Annotated in this window: 15 protein-coding genes; 10 read left to right on the top strand and 5 right to left on the bottom strand. The window is 62.4% G+C overall.

Annotation, left to right across the window (positions count from 1 at the left end):
* The first annotated feature begins 60 nt into the window (after positions 1–60).
* Together JT360_RS26810 and JT360_RS26805 are read left to right on the top strand one after the other, a co-directional pair.
* A complete protein-coding gene (locus JT360_RS26810; RefSeq protein WP_214475417.1) occupies positions 61–750 on the top strand; it encodes an MIP family channel protein in 690 nt (229 codons plus the stop codon).
* 39 nt (positions 751–789) lie between these two features.
* Positions 790–1383, top strand: coding sequence for a DUF1097 domain-containing protein (locus JT360_RS26805; protein WP_352128488.1), 594 nt, complete (start codon positions 790–792; stop codon positions 1381–1383).
* Between the two features lie 102 nt (positions 1384–1485).
* Here JT360_RS26805 and JT360_RS26800 read toward each other — a convergent pair whose 3' ends face one another.
* From JT360_RS26800 to JT360_RS26790, 3 genes are all read right to left on the bottom strand, one after another.
* A complete protein-coding gene (locus tag JT360_RS26800; RefSeq protein ID WP_214475413.1) occupies positions 1486–3573 on the bottom strand; it encodes a sigma-54-dependent Fis family transcriptional regulator in 2088 nt (695 codons plus the stop codon).
* A gap of 102 nt (positions 3574–3675) precedes the next feature.
* The gene (locus JT360_RS26795) at positions 3676–4149 is read right to left on the bottom strand and encodes a hypothetical protein (protein WP_214475411.1); all 474 of its coding nucleotides are present in this window, start codon (positions 4147–4149) and stop codon (positions 3676–3678) included.
* Positions 4150–4335: 186 nt separating this feature from the next.
* Positions 4336–4638, bottom strand: coding sequence for a ribbon-helix-helix domain-containing protein (locus JT360_RS26790; protein WP_214475409.1), 303 nt, complete (start codon positions 4636–4638; stop codon positions 4336–4338).
* A 316-nt stretch (positions 4639–4954) separates the two neighbouring features.
* On the opposite strand from JT360_RS26790, the gene JT360_RS26785 reads away from it, so the two are divergent.
* Together JT360_RS26785 and JT360_RS26780 are read left to right on the top strand one after the other, a co-directional pair.
* Positions 4955–5998 carry a LacI family DNA-binding transcriptional regulator gene (locus JT360_RS26785; protein WP_214475408.1) on the top strand — a complete coding sequence of 348 codons (1044 nt, stop codon included), beginning with the start codon at positions 4955–4957 and terminating at the stop codon, positions 5996–5998.
* Between the two features lie 40 nt (positions 5999–6038).
* Positions 6039–6461 carry a GlcG/HbpS family heme-binding protein gene (locus tag JT360_RS26780; RefSeq protein ID WP_214475405.1) on the top strand — a complete coding sequence of 141 codons (423 nt, stop codon included), beginning with the start codon at positions 6039–6041 and terminating at the stop codon, positions 6459–6461.
* Between the two features lie 24 nt (positions 6462–6485).
* Here JT360_RS26780 and JT360_RS26775 read toward each other — a convergent pair whose 3' ends face one another.
* Both JT360_RS26775 and JT360_RS26770 read right to left on the bottom strand, forming a co-directional pair.
* On the bottom strand, positions 6486–7517 hold the full coding sequence (locus tag JT360_RS26775; protein ID WP_214475404.1) for an L-idonate 5-dehydrogenase: 1032 nt from the start codon (positions 7515–7517) through the stop codon (positions 6486–6488).
* A 15-nt stretch (positions 7518–7532) separates the two neighbouring features.
* Positions 7533–8453, bottom strand: a complete 921-nt coding sequence (locus JT360_RS26770; RefSeq protein WP_214475462.1) for a 2-hydroxyacid dehydrogenase — start codon at positions 8451–8453, stop codon at positions 7533–7535.
* Between the two features lie 172 nt (positions 8454–8625).
* Here JT360_RS26770 and JT360_RS26765 point away from each other — a divergent pair, with 172 nt between their 5' ends.
* The 6 genes from JT360_RS26765 to JT360_RS26740 all read left to right on the top strand — a co-directional run bounded on the left by JT360_RS26765 (position 8626) and on the right by JT360_RS26740 (position 14405).
* Positions 8626–9363 carry an SDR family oxidoreductase gene (locus tag JT360_RS26765; protein ID WP_250889105.1) on the top strand — a complete coding sequence of 246 codons (738 nt, stop codon included), beginning with the start codon at positions 8626–8628 and terminating at the stop codon, positions 9361–9363.
* A 19-nt stretch (positions 9364–9382) separates the two neighbouring features.
* Entirely contained in the window at positions 9383–9904 is a 522-nt protein-coding gene (locus tag JT360_RS26760) for a gluconokinase (RefSeq protein ID WP_250889104.1), read from the top strand.
* Position 9905: 1 nt separating this feature from the next.
* Positions 9906–10790: an NAD(P)-dependent oxidoreductase gene (locus tag JT360_RS26755; protein WP_214475397.1), complete on the top strand. Its 885-nt coding sequence runs from the start codon at positions 9906–9908 to the stop codon at positions 10788–10790.
* An 81-nt stretch (positions 10791–10871) separates the two neighbouring features.
* The gene (locus tag JT360_RS26750) at positions 10872–12368 is read left to right on the top strand and encodes a sugar ABC transporter ATP-binding protein (protein ID WP_214475395.1); all 1497 of its coding nucleotides are present in this window, start codon (positions 10872–10874) and stop codon (positions 12366–12368) included.
* A gap of 20 nt (positions 12369–12388) precedes the next feature.
* Positions 12389–13444: an ABC transporter permease gene (locus JT360_RS26745; RefSeq protein WP_214475392.1), complete on the top strand. Its 1056-nt coding sequence runs from the start codon at positions 12389–12391 to the stop codon at positions 13442–13444.
* Positions 13445–13469: 25 nt separating this feature from the next.
* Positions 13470–14405, top strand: coding sequence for an SMP-30/gluconolactonase/LRE family protein (locus tag JT360_RS26740; RefSeq protein WP_214475390.1), 936 nt, complete (start codon positions 13470–13472; stop codon positions 14403–14405).
* The last annotated feature ends 27 nt before the right edge of the window (positions 14406–14432 follow it).

The following is a 14432-nucleotide window of genomic DNA, read 5'->3' as shown; positions in this document are numbered from 1 at the left end:
GACCCGTACGGAACGGGCGCAACGTTTCGGTCCCGTCGTCATCTGCATAGAGAGGAAGAAATGAACAAATACGTCTGTGAATTCATCGGAACCTTCGCGCTGGTTTTCTTCGGCTGCGCGACGGTCCTGTTCATGCGCGCCGAAGTCGGCCTGCTCGGCGTCGCCATGGCCTTCGGTCTGGCGGTAGTGGCGATGGCCTATTCGATCGGACCGATTTCAGGCGCACACCTCAATCCGGCGGTGAGCCTCGGCTTCTTCGTCTCCGGTCGAATGAAATCGAAGGACCTGATCGGCTATGTCTTCGCGCAATGCGCGGGTGCGATTGTTGCATCGGCGGTGCTCTACGTCATCGCCCAAGGCAAGGGCGGCGGCTACGACGTGGCGGCTAATGGCTTCGCCCAGAATGGCTGGTCGGCCTATTCGGCAACGTCGGCCTTCCTGTTCGAGGCGATCGCCACGTTCCTGTTTATGCTCGTCATCCTTCGCGCCACAACCGAAGGCGGGGCAGGTCCTCTGGCCGGCCTGGCGATCGGACTTACGCTGGTCATGATCCATCTCGCAGGCATTGCCGTGTCCGGATCGTCGGTCAATCCGGCCCGCTCGCTCGGCCCGGCGCTCTTTGCCGGTGGACCTGCGCTGTCGCAGCTCTGGCTCTATATCGTGGCGCCATGCCTTGGCGCGAGCGCAGCCGGACTGGCATTGCGCGCCGGGGTGATCGGCGCGAGCGAACCGGCGGCTCAGCCGGCCTGATTGCTTGCCGGGACCCGGCAAGCTTTCTCCTTGAACCCCGTGGTTGATTCCATGGCGTTTTGGTGTCGGGACGTCTGGCGAAGCGCGATCCTGACAGTTTCTTTGCTTCGAGCTTTGGAAAAACGGGAGGACAATATGGATCTTATCACAGGGTTGGCCGTCGTCATCGGCATTATGGGCGGCATTGCAACGTGGGCAGCGATCACCATCGGCAACCCCTATCTGCTGATCTGGGCGGTGTTTGTCGGCTGGGGGAGTTTCTATCACTGTGGCGGCAAGGAAGCCGGGTTCAAGAATTCGGCGGTCGCAAACCTCTGGGGAGCGGTTTGCGCCGCCGGCGCACTGATAGCACTGACATCTATCGGGGTTACAGCGATCATGGCCGGCATTTGCGTCGGCATTTCAATCGTAGTCCTGATTCTCGCCGCCAAGGTGCCATTGCTGAGCGCCATTCCGTCAGCGGTTTATGGCTACGCAACGACTGCCGCGCTTTTTCTGCTTGGTGTGGCCGCCTATGGCGAAGGCGTCGGCGCCATCACCAAGGTCGCGGCCGCTGTGGTTATCTCGCTGATCATCGGCAACATCCTCGGCTACGTCTCGGAGAAAGTGACCGGTGCTGTCGTAAAGGCCTGATCAATCCCGCGACCGCTGTCTGAAGGCAAACTCGGCTGACGAATTTCCCCAACCCCGCGGCGCGAATGCCGCGGGTTTTTGTGCCGGTGAACGGACTTTGGTTTAAATGAAACCGCGTTGGATGCCGTATTGCCCGAGCTTGCGATAGAGCGTCGGCCTCGAAATGCCGAGCCTCAGCGCGACCTTGCTGAGATTGCCGCTCTCTGCGGCAAGCGCATTCTTGATCGCTTGGCATTCTGCATCCTCGAATGTGCACACCGGTGCTTCGAGGATGGCTCCGGGATGATCGCCGTGCATGGGCATGTTGTTGCGATTGCCGGCGCGGACTTCCCCAGGAAGATCCTGAAGCTCGACCGTGCCGCCGCGCGCCAGGATGTGCAACCGCCCAACGAGATTCTTCAGTTCGCGCACATTGCCTGGCCAATGGTAACCAAGCAGGGCCTCGAGCGCGTCGTGTGAGAATTCCAGCGAATCCTCGCCTGCTGCGGTTGCGATCTGCCGGTTGAAATGTTCGATCAGCAGCAGAACATCCTCGCCGCGCTCGCGCAGCGGTGGGACAGTGATCGAGACCGCGCCAATTCGATAGTAGAGATCGCTTCGGAAGCGGCCGGCGGCAACTTCCTGCTTGAGATCGCGATTGGTCGAGGCGACCAGGCGCACGTCCACCGGGCGTCCCCGGCTGTCGCCAATACGCTGGACCACGCGCTCTTCCAAAACACGCAACAGGAATGGCTGGATCTCGAGCGGCAACTCGCCGATTTCGTCGAGACTGAGCACGCCGCCATTGGCGAGTTCGAATACGCCCGGCTTGCCTTCACGCGAGGCGCCGGTAAAGGCGCCGGCGACATGGCCGAACAATTCGCTGCCGAACAGGTCCCTGGTGATCGCCCCACAATTCATCGCGATGAACGGATCGGTCGCCGTGCGTCTGCTGCCGGCGTGGACGAGCCGCGCAAACAGCTCTTTCCCGACGCCTGTCTCACCTTCGACCAACAGCGATGTAGCGCCTCTCGATCGGGCGACGCGGCATGCGACGTCTATGGCGGCCTGTAACGCTTCGCTTTCGCCGACGATCATGGCGACAGCTTCCTGAAGATGCTTGTTCACCTCCCGGTGGACCACAGTCACGCTGGAGACTGCAGGAACGGAGGGGAACACCAGCGCCGCGCCGCGGAGGTCGCCGTCCAACTTCAACGGCGTGATGTGGCAGGATCGCAGATGGGCCGGGAGTGCCCTGGCAAGATCGGCGTCGGAACCGGACGACGGAAGGTTCATCAGCCAGCGGCCGCGTCCCGGTTCCATCGGGCCGTCCATCATTTCGGTCTTCTCGCCGTCAGGCACGTTGTTGCAGAAGATCGCCCGGCCCCGATGGTCGACGATCACCAGCCCGTCTTTTCGGCGGTAGCTGGGAGCCGAGGAAATGAAGGCTTCGAGCAGACGTGTGCGTTGTTCCTGCTGCTGTTCGGCAAGCGCCTTTTCAATCTGCCGGGCGGTGGCGGCGACGAGCGCGGTGTTGTGCGGCCGGAAGATCGGCGAATAGCCTGACAGGTCGACCACGCCGATGATCTTGCCGTCCAGCGGATCACGGATCGGCGCGCCGGCGCAGGTCCAGGATTTGATGCCGGCGCAGAAATGCTCGGCCGCATGGACGAAGGTCGGCTCTCCAGTCCACAGCGCCGTGCCGATGCCGTTGGTTCCGACGGCATCCTCGTTCCATTTGCCGCCGATGCCGAGGTGGATATCCATGCCGTCATGCAGCGTCTTCTTGTCGCCGATGGCGTCGATCAGCACGCCGTCGCTGTCGGCCAGAACCAGCATCGCGCCTGTCCCATCCAGCAACTGGCCAAGGGAGGCGAACGACCGTCGCGCCGCCGAAAGCAGTTCTGCATTGGCGCGGGTCAGATATTCGATCTCGTCGCGATCACTGCTCAGTGGCGCTTCAATCCCTTGAGCGTTGATGCCGCCGGTGGCGCTGCGATACCAGGACTCGTGAATGAGGGAGCGGACGTGGCTTGGGTGGACGGGGTCGCGGGCACATTTGGGCTCGTCGGCCAGAAAATTTTCCCAGGCGCGCATGGTGGCGCGCTCGTCATAATCAATGTTCCCCAAAACCATTTGCCTGGCGGCAGCCGACGCACGCGCCGGAAGAGCATCGATCTTCATCTGATTGGGGCCTATCTCGCGCTTCATTCAGTCATCACAGAACCTTTGAGGTATGCCATTTCTGTATGCTGTCGCGTTTGTATGCTGACGCGGGTTAGACGTGAAGAGCACGCCCAAGCGTCTGCCTGATCAGTCGATGCCAAGTTTCACGCCGATGTCGGCAGCTAGCTGTTCTTCGGTATAGGTGACGGCGAGGCGCGATCCGTCCAGGCCAGCAAGTGCCTCGGCGACGGTTTCGTCAACCGGCGAGAAGAAGCCATTCTGCTTTGTCGCCAGCACGAAGATCTGGTCCCCGCCCCGGTCGCGGATGTCGCCGATGTGATGAAGTTGGCGGCCTGTGTTCTGATCCTTCGAAATCACGCGGCCGTTGATGGTGACCTGGATGGACGGTTTGGCTTCGGCCACGGGTGCGGCACTGCCGCCGACGTGGATGATCAGACCTTCCGCCTTTGGCTTCTGGCGAGGTTTCCTGGAAGCCGAATAGCCGCCGCCGCTGATCTGGTCGGCAAGGCGAACGATAGTCGAGCGATTCTGCTCGATCAGCCTTTTGACCTGCATGTCCTCGCGCCGCGGACCATCCCGCTTGGAAATGATTTCGACCATGAATCCTCCCAGATTCGCTCGGCGTTGCCGTTAGTATACGGCTTGTCCTTCTCTTGAAGTGAACCCTACACCGCCTCGGCAAAGTTCGCCATTGATATCACATAGCGCTAAAATTCGGGTCGCTGGTAGCAGGCGGCTGCTACACGGGATTTTCCGGTACTAGGCGCGTTTGAGCAATGCCCGCGATCAGGCTGCCTTGCTCTTCAATCCCTCGGCTTCGCCGTCGCGTGGTCGCCTGTCGCGCAGGTAGAGCGCGCATGTAGTGCGCAGCATGGAGGCAAAGTTCGGGATATGGCCGTTGATCTCCAACGCTTCGTCGTAAAGCGATAGGAACTTTGACGCCGTCATCCCCTGTCCCTGGGCGATCTCGTCCAACAGCGTCCAAAAAGTGGCCTCGAGCTGGATGCTCGTTGAATGGCCACCTATTCGAACTGAGCGATTGACCAGCCGATACCCTTCCGGATCCTGCCCGGCAAAGACCTTGCACATGCGAAGTCCTCCCATTTGATGCGCTCTCGCCGAAAGCGGCTTTTGCGCCCATTCGCCGAGATGATACCATCCAAAGGGCGCGCGGAGGATAGCAGATCGAAAGTGTGATCGCGACGCGCAAATCAGTGCTCATAACCATGTCTAGACGCAATTGGGCTTCGTCCGTGGCTGTTGTGCTATTGATGTGGTATCGATAACATGCATTTGAAGTTGATTCCTATGGGTGGTTCATGAGCGATGCCGGAGGCCGCAGAGACCTTGTCCCCGAGCGTCTAGCGCTTTCCTTGGCCAGGTCGCAGCCGGCCGCCGGAGCGGCATGATGGCCAAGGCAGCATCATCGAGATCGGGCGAGAGCCATGCGCCGACGATGGTCGACGTGGCGCTGCGGGCGGGTGTGTCGACCATGACAGTCTCGCGGGCTTTGAAGGAGGGCAGCCGGGTGTCCAAGGCCACGCGGGAAAAGATCCTGGCCGCGGTCAACGACCTTGGTTACGTGCTCGACCAGTCAGCCGGCAGCCTGTCCTCGCGCAAGACCGGCTTCGTCGCCGCTATCGTCCCTTCGATCAACAATTCCAACTTCGCCGACACCGCCCGCGGCATTACCGACGAGCTTGAAAGCACGGGCCTGCAGCTTCTGCTCGGCTATACCGACTACACGGCTGAGAAGGAAGAAAGGCTGATCGAGGCGATGTTCCGCCGGCGGCCGGAAGGCATCATCCTGACCGGTGGCGCTCATACCGATCGCGCCCGCCGCCTTCTGAAAGGCGCCGGCATTCCCGTGGTCGAAACCTGGGAGTTGCCGGTGAAGCCGATCGATCAGGTGGTCGGGTTCTCCAACGAAGAGGCGATGGGGCTTCTAGTCAAGACGCTTGCCAGGAAAGGCTACCGAAAATTCGGCTACATCGGTGGCACGACCTCGCGCGACACGCGCGGCAGCCAGCGGCGTGAAGGCTTCATAAGAGCCATTGAGGAACTCGGCCTGCCGCCCGGTCGCCTCGTTTCCTTCGGCGTGCCACCGATCTCCATCGAGCAGGGCGGCCAGGCGGTCGTCAGCATACTGGAACGCTGGCCGGACACTGAAGCCGTGCTCTGCGTCTCGGATCTCTCGGCCTTCGGCGCGCTGATGGAGTGCAAGCGCCGCGGCATGCGGGTGCCGCAGGACATCGCCATCGCCGGGTTCGGCGACTATGAAGTTGCCGCCTTCTGCCATCCCGGCATCACCACCGTGAATGTCGACTGCTACGGGATCGGGCAACAAGCTGCTCGCAGACTGATACAATCAATCCGCGGCGAGGAGAAACAGCGCCGGCAAGAAATCGTCCTAACCGGTTATCGCGTCGTCGAGCGCGAAAGCACCTGAGTCCCTGCATCAAGTTCCGACACGGCGAAGGGCAGTTGCGATGGCAATATTTCGAGGGAGGACCATCAGCCTCACGCATGACGGCGGCATGAAAGCCGTTGCCGCCGGAGCGGTGCGCGCCGTCACGATGGGTGTGCCGCAATGTCTTGTGGTCGTCGATGCGAGCGGCGAGACCCTCGACAGCCTGCGGATGGACGGCGCTCGTTTCCTGAGCCTGAGCACAGCGCAGGCAAAGGCGCGCACGGCGGCATCGGTAAACGCAGCCACCGGCGGTATGGCGTTCGAAGCCGGGCTCTCGGCCGGGATCGCTTCGCAGGGCGGCCTGACCAATTTGCCCGGAGGCTTGCCAATTCGCTTCGGCGGACGCCTTGCGGGCGGCATCGGCGTCGGTTCGGGAACCGGCGAGCAGGATTTCGAGGTGGCTCGCGCCGCGCTGGAGGCGATCGGCGCCGACGCTGTATAAGGCGCGTCCGCAGCGTCCGACTATTCAGAACGCAATCTGGACCTTCATCGAGTTGTTCCGGTCACCGGCGATTTCGAATGCCGCGACCGCCTCGTCGAGAGGATAGATCGCGGTCAGTAGCGGTCTGACATCCACCCGGCGGCGGTTGATCAGATCGACGGCAAGCGCGAATTCATCGTGGAAGCGGAAAGTTCCGCGCAGTTCGATCTCTTTCGCCACGATCTGGTTTTGCGGTATCGAGATATCGCCTCCGAGGCCGAGCTGGACCAGGACGCCGCGCGGCTTCAGGACATCGAGCCCCGCCCGCACCGCGCGCTCGTTGCCGGAAGCTTCGAACATCACATCGAAGTGGCCTTTATCAACGTTATAGGCGGCGAGCTTTTCGCTCTCCGCCCCGACGTTGATTATCCGGTCGGCGCCGATCTCAAGCGCCTTTGCCAGGACGCCGTCCATGACATCGGTGGCGACGATCTCGCGAGCGCCGTGGGCGCGTGCGGCGACAATGCAAAGCGCTCCGATTGGCCCGCAACCTGTGATCAGGACGCGCTTGCCCAGCAATGAGCCAGCGCGGTTGACGGCATGCAGCGTCACCGCGAACGGCTCGGCGAAAGCGGCCTCGTTGATGGACACGTGGTCGGCGACTTTGTGACATTGCCACGCTTCTGCGACCAGGCGCTGGCGGAACGCGCCCTGGATATGTGGCATCGGCATGGCGCTGCCATAGAAACGCATGTTGAGGCATTGGTTCTGCATGCCTTGCAGGCAGTAGCGGCAGGCGTTGCAGGGTCGGCTGGGCGAGATCGCGACGCGGTCGCCGACAGCGAGTGTGGAAACGCCGCCGCCGATGGCTTTCACTGTGCCGGCAACCTCGTGGCCGAGGATCATCGGTTCGCGCAGGCGTATCGCGCCGAAGCCACCATGGTTATAGTAGTGCAGGTCCGAGCCGCAGATGCCGCCAGCTTCGACCGCGATCTCGACCTGTCCGGCGCCAGGGGAGCCCGGATCGGTATCCTCGATCCGCAGGTCTTTTGCCGCGTGGATGACGATCGACTTCATGACGGTGATCCTTTCTCAGACAACCGGTGTCAGCAAGGAATGTCCGCCGAAATAGGCCGCGAGATTGTCGCGAACGAGCTGACCCATGGCCTTGCGGGTCTCCACCGTGCCGCTGGCGTGGTGCGGTTGCAGCACGACGTTGGAAAGCTTCAGGAAGCGCTCGTCTATCGTTGGCTCGTTCCAGAACACGTCGAGCCCGGCGCCCTTTATGGCACCGGATTCCAGGGCAGCGAGCAACGCGGTCTCGTCGACGGTGCTGCCGCGCGAAATGTTTATGACGATGCCGTCAGGTCCGAGTGCGGCCAGAATATCCGCATTGATGATGTGCTTCGTGCTGTCGCCGCCGGCAAGCGTCACGATCATGAATTCACTCTGTCGTGCCAGCTCGACCAGATCGCCAACGAAGGCATAGGGCAAGTCCTCACGCTTGCGCACATCGAAGTAGGCGACAGCGCAGTCGAAGGCTGCGGCGCGCCTGGCCACCGCCGCGCCGACGCGGCCCATGCCGACAATGCCCAGCCCTTTCCCGCAAACGCGCGTCACCAGCGGCATGTTGGCCTTGCGCCAGCTGCCATCGCGGACGTAGGCGTCGGCCAGCGGGATTTTTCGCGCCACGGCGAGCAGCAGCCCGATGCCGATATCGGCCACATCCTCAGTCAGCACGTCAGGCGTATTGGTGACGCGGATGCCGTTCGCCCTGGCGTAGGCAAGGTCGATGGCATCGGTGCCGACACCATAGCAGGAGACGATTTCAAGGTTCGGCAGTTTCGCCATCAGGGCCGCACTTGCACCAAGCTCCCCGCGCGTTGCGATGGCACGAATCGCGGCGGCGTGGCTTGCGATCAGCGCGTCCTTGTCCTCGGCCTGCCAGAGCTTGTGGACGCGATATTTCGCCTCGAGATCGCCCATGTCCCAATCCGGATAGGGGCCTGTCATCAATATGTCGGTCACGGCGTCGTCTCCTTCGCAAGTTCATTTTTACCATTGACTATGTTATCGATAACATTCATGTCAATAGGCACGGCGGCGGCGCGGTGGAAATCGTATCCGCTTCAGGAACAGTCCTCAGGAGGAGCGCGTGAGCAGTTCGTTGTTCGATTTGACCGGCATGCGAGCCCTGGTCACCGGCTCGGGGCAGGGAATCGGTCTGGCGCTGGCAGAAGGGCTGGCGCAGCACGGCGCCGAAATCGTGCTGAACGGGCGCAGCGCCGAAAAAGTCGCGGCCGCTGCGGATGCGCTGGTGGCCCAGGGACACAAGGCTCGTGTGGCGGTCTTCGATGTGACCGATCACACTGCGGTCGTCAAAGGCGTCGCCGAGATCGAGGCCACGATCGGCGCCATCGACATTTTGATCAACAATGCCGGCATGCAGTTCCGAATGCCGCTCGAGGATTTCCCCGCGGACAAATGGGACGAGCTGCTGCGCACCAACATCTCCAGCGTGTTTTTCGTCGGGCAAGCGGTGGCGCGGCTCATGATTGTGCGCAAGCGCGGCAAGATCATCAACATCGCCTCGGTACAAAGCGAGTTGGCCCGCACGAACATCGCGCCCTATACGGCCACGAAGGGCGCGGTGCGCAATCTGACGCGCGGCATGTGCGCCGACTGGGCCAAGTATGGTCTGCAGATCAATTCCATCGCGCCGGGCTATTTCAGGACGCCGCTCAACCAGGCGCTGGTCGACAACCCAGAATTTTCGACATGGCTGACCAACCGCACTCCGGCCGGACGCTGGGGCGACGTCGGCGAACTGGTCGGCGCGGCGGTGTTTCTGGCCGGACCGGCCTCCTCTTTTGTCAACGGACACACGCTCTATGTCGATGGCGGCATCACAACCTGCCTCTGAGACATGGCTCATCATCGTGATGGGGGTCAGCGGCTGCGGCAAGACCAGTGTCGGCGTCGAGATCGCCGCTCGGCTCGGCCTCGCCTTCGTCGAGGGCGACACGCTGCATCCGCGCGGCAATGTCGAAAAAATGGCGGCGGCCATTCCCCTCACCGACGAGGATCGCTGGCCTTGGCTCGATTTGATTGGCGAGGCGTTGTGCCGGGCGCATGACGAGAGGCGCGGGCTCGTCGTAAGCTGCTCGGCACTGAAGAAATCCTATCGTGATCGGCTTCGCCATGCGGCGGGCGGGCGTTTGGTTTTCGTGTACCTGGAAGGCTCGCGTGCCGTGCTGCATGCCAGGCTCGCTGGGCGCCATGGTCACTTCTTTCCGCCGGCGCTGCTCGACAGCCAGTTCGCGGCGCTTGAGGATCCGGCCGGCGAACCGCTGGTGGTCAGCGTGTACATCGACGCTGCCGTCGACAGCATAGCCGAAGCGGCATTGCAGGGGCTCGGTGCCCTTGGCGACGTTCCAGCTGCCAACGCAAAGGGAAAGGGATAAGATGACACAAGCAGCAAAGGTAGCCATTGTCGGCGCCGGCATCATGGGGTCGGCGATCGCCACCCGGCTGATCGAGGCCAAGCAGGCGGTAGCGGTATTCGACCTCGACGACACGAAGGTTGCCGCCCTGACTGCCAAAGGCGCCGCTGCCGCGGCGTCGGTTGCTGAGGCAACGCGACTGAGCAGCTTCGTCATCCTCAGCCTGAACCATGCCGATATCGTGCGTTCGGTGGTGTTCGGCGGCAGCGGTGTCGCGGCCGCGGCATCGCCGGACAAGCTGCTGATCGACATGTCGTCCATCGACCCGGTCGAGACGGCGCGGATGGCAAACAAGCTCGCGGCCGACACAGGTATGAAGTGGGTCGACTGTCCGCTTTCCGGTGGCGTTCCCGGTGCGCTTGCCGGACGGCTGACGGTCATGGCGGGCGGCGAGGCGGCAGACTTCGAAAACGCCCGCACGGTGATGCAGCATCTCTGCGCCAACTACACGCTCATGGGGCCGAGCGGGGCAGGGCAGACGACCAAGCTGATCAACCAACTCTTTTGTGCGGTCCTGTTTCAGGCCGTCGCCGAAGCGGTGAAGCTTGCCGAAGCCGGCGGCGTCGATCCCAAGCAGATCCCGGCCGCGCTGAAAGGCGGACGCGCCGATTCCAGCATCCTGCAGGAGTTCATGGCGAAATTCGCCGCACGGGATTTCTCGCCAACCGGCCGCATCGACAACATGCTGAAGGACCTGGATTCGCTGCAGGCCTTCGCCTTGAAAACCAAGACGCCGATGCCGATGACCGGGCAGGTTGTAGAGATCCACCGCCTGCTTTGCGCCGCCGGGTTGGGGCCAAGGGATTCGGCCGAGATGATGCGCCTGCTCGACGGCAAGTCCAACTGATCGGAAGGCAAGTGTTTTTGTTGCTTGACGCTCAGAAATGTTATCGATAACATCATCTGGCGATCTTGGGAGGAACGCATTGTGACCGAGGAAAAACTGATCGAGTTCAAGTCGATTACCAAGGAGTTCGGCGGCACCCGCGCGCTCTCCGACGTGTCGCTCGATCTGCACAAGGGCGAGATCCTGGCCCTGCTTGGCGAGAATGGTGCCGGCAAGTCAACGCTGATCAAGACGCTCGCCGGCATCCATCGGCCGGACGGCGGCAGCATCCTGTTTCGCGGCGAGCCCTATCACCATCGTCCGCCTCAGCCGAACCAGCGCCAGCCCGTCGCCTTCATTCATCAGGATCTTGGTCTCATCGAATGGATGACGGTCGGCGAGAATGTCGGCCTGGCCCAAGGCTTTTCGCTCCGCTCGCGGCTCATCGACTGGCGATCGACCGAGGCGAGGGCGCATGAGGCGCTCAAGCTGGTCGGTTGCGATTTCGACCCGACGACGCGGGTCCAGGATCTGACGCGCACCGAAAAGTCGCTGGTTGCCATCGCCAGGGCGCTCGCCACCGAGGCCGATGTGCTGGTGCTCGACGAGCCGACAGCCAGTCTTCCCGCCGACGAGGTCGAGCGGCTGTTCGACGCCATCCGTCCGCTCAAGCAACGCGGCGTCGGCATGATCTACGTTTCGCATCGACTTGACGAGATCTTCCGCATCGCCGACCGGGTCGCTGTGCTGCGCGACGGCAGGTTGGTCGGCCAGAAGAGGGTCGCAGACACCAGCCCAGACGAACTTGTCGAGATGATCGTTGGTCGCCCGGTGAACCAGGTTTTCACCAAGGCGGCAACCGCGGCCGGCGAGACGATCTGTTCCGTCCGCGATCTGGTCTGCGCTGGCGCTGGGCCGGTATCTTTCGACGTGCGCAAGGGCGAGTTGCTCGGTCTGGTAGGATTGCGCGGCGCCGGGCAGGAACTGGTCGGCCGGACGCTGTTTGGCTGCCAAGCCTTTTCCGGGACGGTGACGATCCACGGGGCTGTGCCGGACCTATCCAGTCCGATCGCGGCGATGTCGTCCGGCATCGGCCTGATCGCGCGCGATAGGACCGAAGAATCAATCGCTGGCTCCTTGTCGATCCGGGAAAACAGCTTTCTCAATCCCGGCGCCGGCAAGCGCGGACTTTTCTCCTTCCTGTCGCCTTACAAGGAGGCGGCGCTCGCACAGGCGATCGGCAGTTCCGTCGGGTTGCGTCCCAACGATCCGACCCTGCCGATCGAAGCCCTGTCCGGAGGCAACCAGCAGAAGGTGATCGTCGGCCGCTGGCTCCACACCGACCGAAAGCTGCTGATCGCCGAAGACCCGACCGCCGGGGTCGACGTCGGCGCCAAGGCCGAGATCTACCGGCTGATCGGCCGCGCACTCGAAGCAGGTCTCGCCGTTGTCGTGGTATCGACCGATTTCGAGGAGATCGCCCATATCTGCCATCGCGCCCTGGTGTTTTCACGCGGACAGATCGTGCGCGAACTTACCGGCGACGACCTGACCACATCCGCCTTGATCACCGCGGCATCGGCTTCCGAAGCCGCCTGACTTTTCTGGGAGCGAGCACCATGCAATCGATCGAATCCAGCGCACTCGAACCAACCCGTGGCGAAATGGCGGGTTTGTCCATGGCGCAGAAGATCATCCGGCTGCTGCCGGTCTACGGGTTGGTGATCCTGACCGTGTTGCTGATCCTGTTGTTTTCGATCCTGTTGCCGAACACCTTTCCGACGCTGCTCAACTTGCGTTCGATCATCTCCGACAAGGCGATCATCGCGCTTCTGTCGCTGGCGGCGATGATCCCAATGGCATCCGGGCGCATTGATCTCACGGTCGGCTACGGTATCGTTCTGTGGCACATCCTTGCCATCAGCCTGCAAACTATGTTCGGCATTCCGTGGCCACTGGCGGTGTTGATCGTGCTGCTTCTCGGGGCCGCAACCGGCTTCCTCAATGGCCTGTTGGTTGAAGTTGCCCGCATCGACTCTTTCATCGCCACGCTCGGCACCGGCACGGTGCTCTATGCGCTGGCGCTCTGGCACACAGGTGGCCGCCAGGTGGTCGGCGTGCTGCCCAACGGCTTTTACGCCCTCAATGGCACGATGGTATTCGGGCTGCCGATCACCGGCCTCTATGTGCTGGCGATCGCCGCGGCACTCTGGATCATCCTCGAGTATCTGCCGATCGGCCGCTACGTCTATGCCATCGGCGCCAATCCGAAGGCCGCCGCTCTCAATGGCATTCCGGTACGTCGCTTCGTTATCGGGGCCTTCATCTCCTCGGGTTTCCTCACGGCGCTGACAGGCGTGCTCCTCGCCTCCAAGCTTCGTATCGGCCAAGCCAGCGTCGGGTTGGAATATCTCCTGCCGGCTTTGGTCGGCGCCTTTCTCGGCTCGACCACCATCAAGCCCGGGCGCGTCAATGTCTGGGGCACGATGACCGGCGTCATTATCCTCGCCGTCGGCATTTCCGGCATCCAGCAATTCGGCGGTTCGTTCTTCGTCGAACCGCTGTTCAACGGCGTGACGCTGCTCGTCGCCATCGGCATTGCCGGCTACGCCCAGCGCAAGCGCGGCGCCGCCCACAGGGCCAGGACCAAGACTGTCGCGCAGTCCTCGAAGTGATAAGCCAAGCTTCGGGGATCACGACATGAGCGACTATGAGATTCTGGACGATCGGTTCCGAAAGCTGACGATCGGGCATGCCAAGCTCGAACGGCTGTGGACAGGGAGCCGCTGGGCGGAGGGGCCTGTCTACGTTCCGGCCGCCAGGCATTTGCTGTGGTCGGACATCCCCAACGACCGGCTGCTGCGCTACGACGAAGATGACGGCTCCGTCAGTGTCTTCGAGACGCACTGCAACAACCAGAACGGCCATACGCTGGATCGTGAGGGCAGGGTCGTCGCCTGCGAGCATGGCGGACGCTGCGTCTCGCGCCTCGAACACGACGGCCGCTGGCGGCGCCTTGTCGGGACCGTCGGCGGCAAGCGCCTCAATTCGCCGAACGACGTGGTCGTCAAATCGGATGGGACGATCTGGTTCACCGATCCGGTCTACGGCATCGACAGCAATTACGAGGGCATGATTGCCGAGCCGGAGATCGGCGGGTCCCAAGTCTACCGGTTCGACGAAGCAACCGGAGAGGTGGATGCGGTCATCACCGATCTGGTGCAGCCGAACGGCCTGGCTTTTTCACCAGACGAGAACATTCTCTACTTGTCGGATACCGGTGCAAGCCATGTCCAGGGCCTGCCGCGCGCGATCAAGACCTATGATGTCGCCGAGAATGGCCGTTCACTGCGCTCGCGCGGCACCCTGGCCGAGTGCGAGGCAGGATTCTTCGACGGGTTCCGCGTCGATCGCGGTGGCAACATCTGGGCTTCCAGCGCCGACGCGGTTCGCGTCTATGCTCCGGACGGGACGCTGATCGGGCGCATCCTCGTTCCCGAAATCGTCTCCAACCTGTGCTTCGGCGGTCCGAAGCGCAACCGCCTCTACATCACCGCCCAGACGTCACTTTATTCCATCTATGTCAACGCGCATCCCGCCGGTGTGGGCCCGGTGGCGGGGCATATCAGCCATTGACCTGGCGCCCCTGCAACAACCTGCGGA

This window comes from Mesorhizobium sp. dw_380, from assembly GCF_018588885.1.
Lineage (GTDB): Bacteria > Pseudomonadota > Alphaproteobacteria > Rhizobiales > Rhizobiaceae > Mesorhizobium.
The sequence above is the reverse complement of the archived record's forward strand: the minus strand, read 5'-3'. Positions and strand labels throughout refer to the sequence as shown.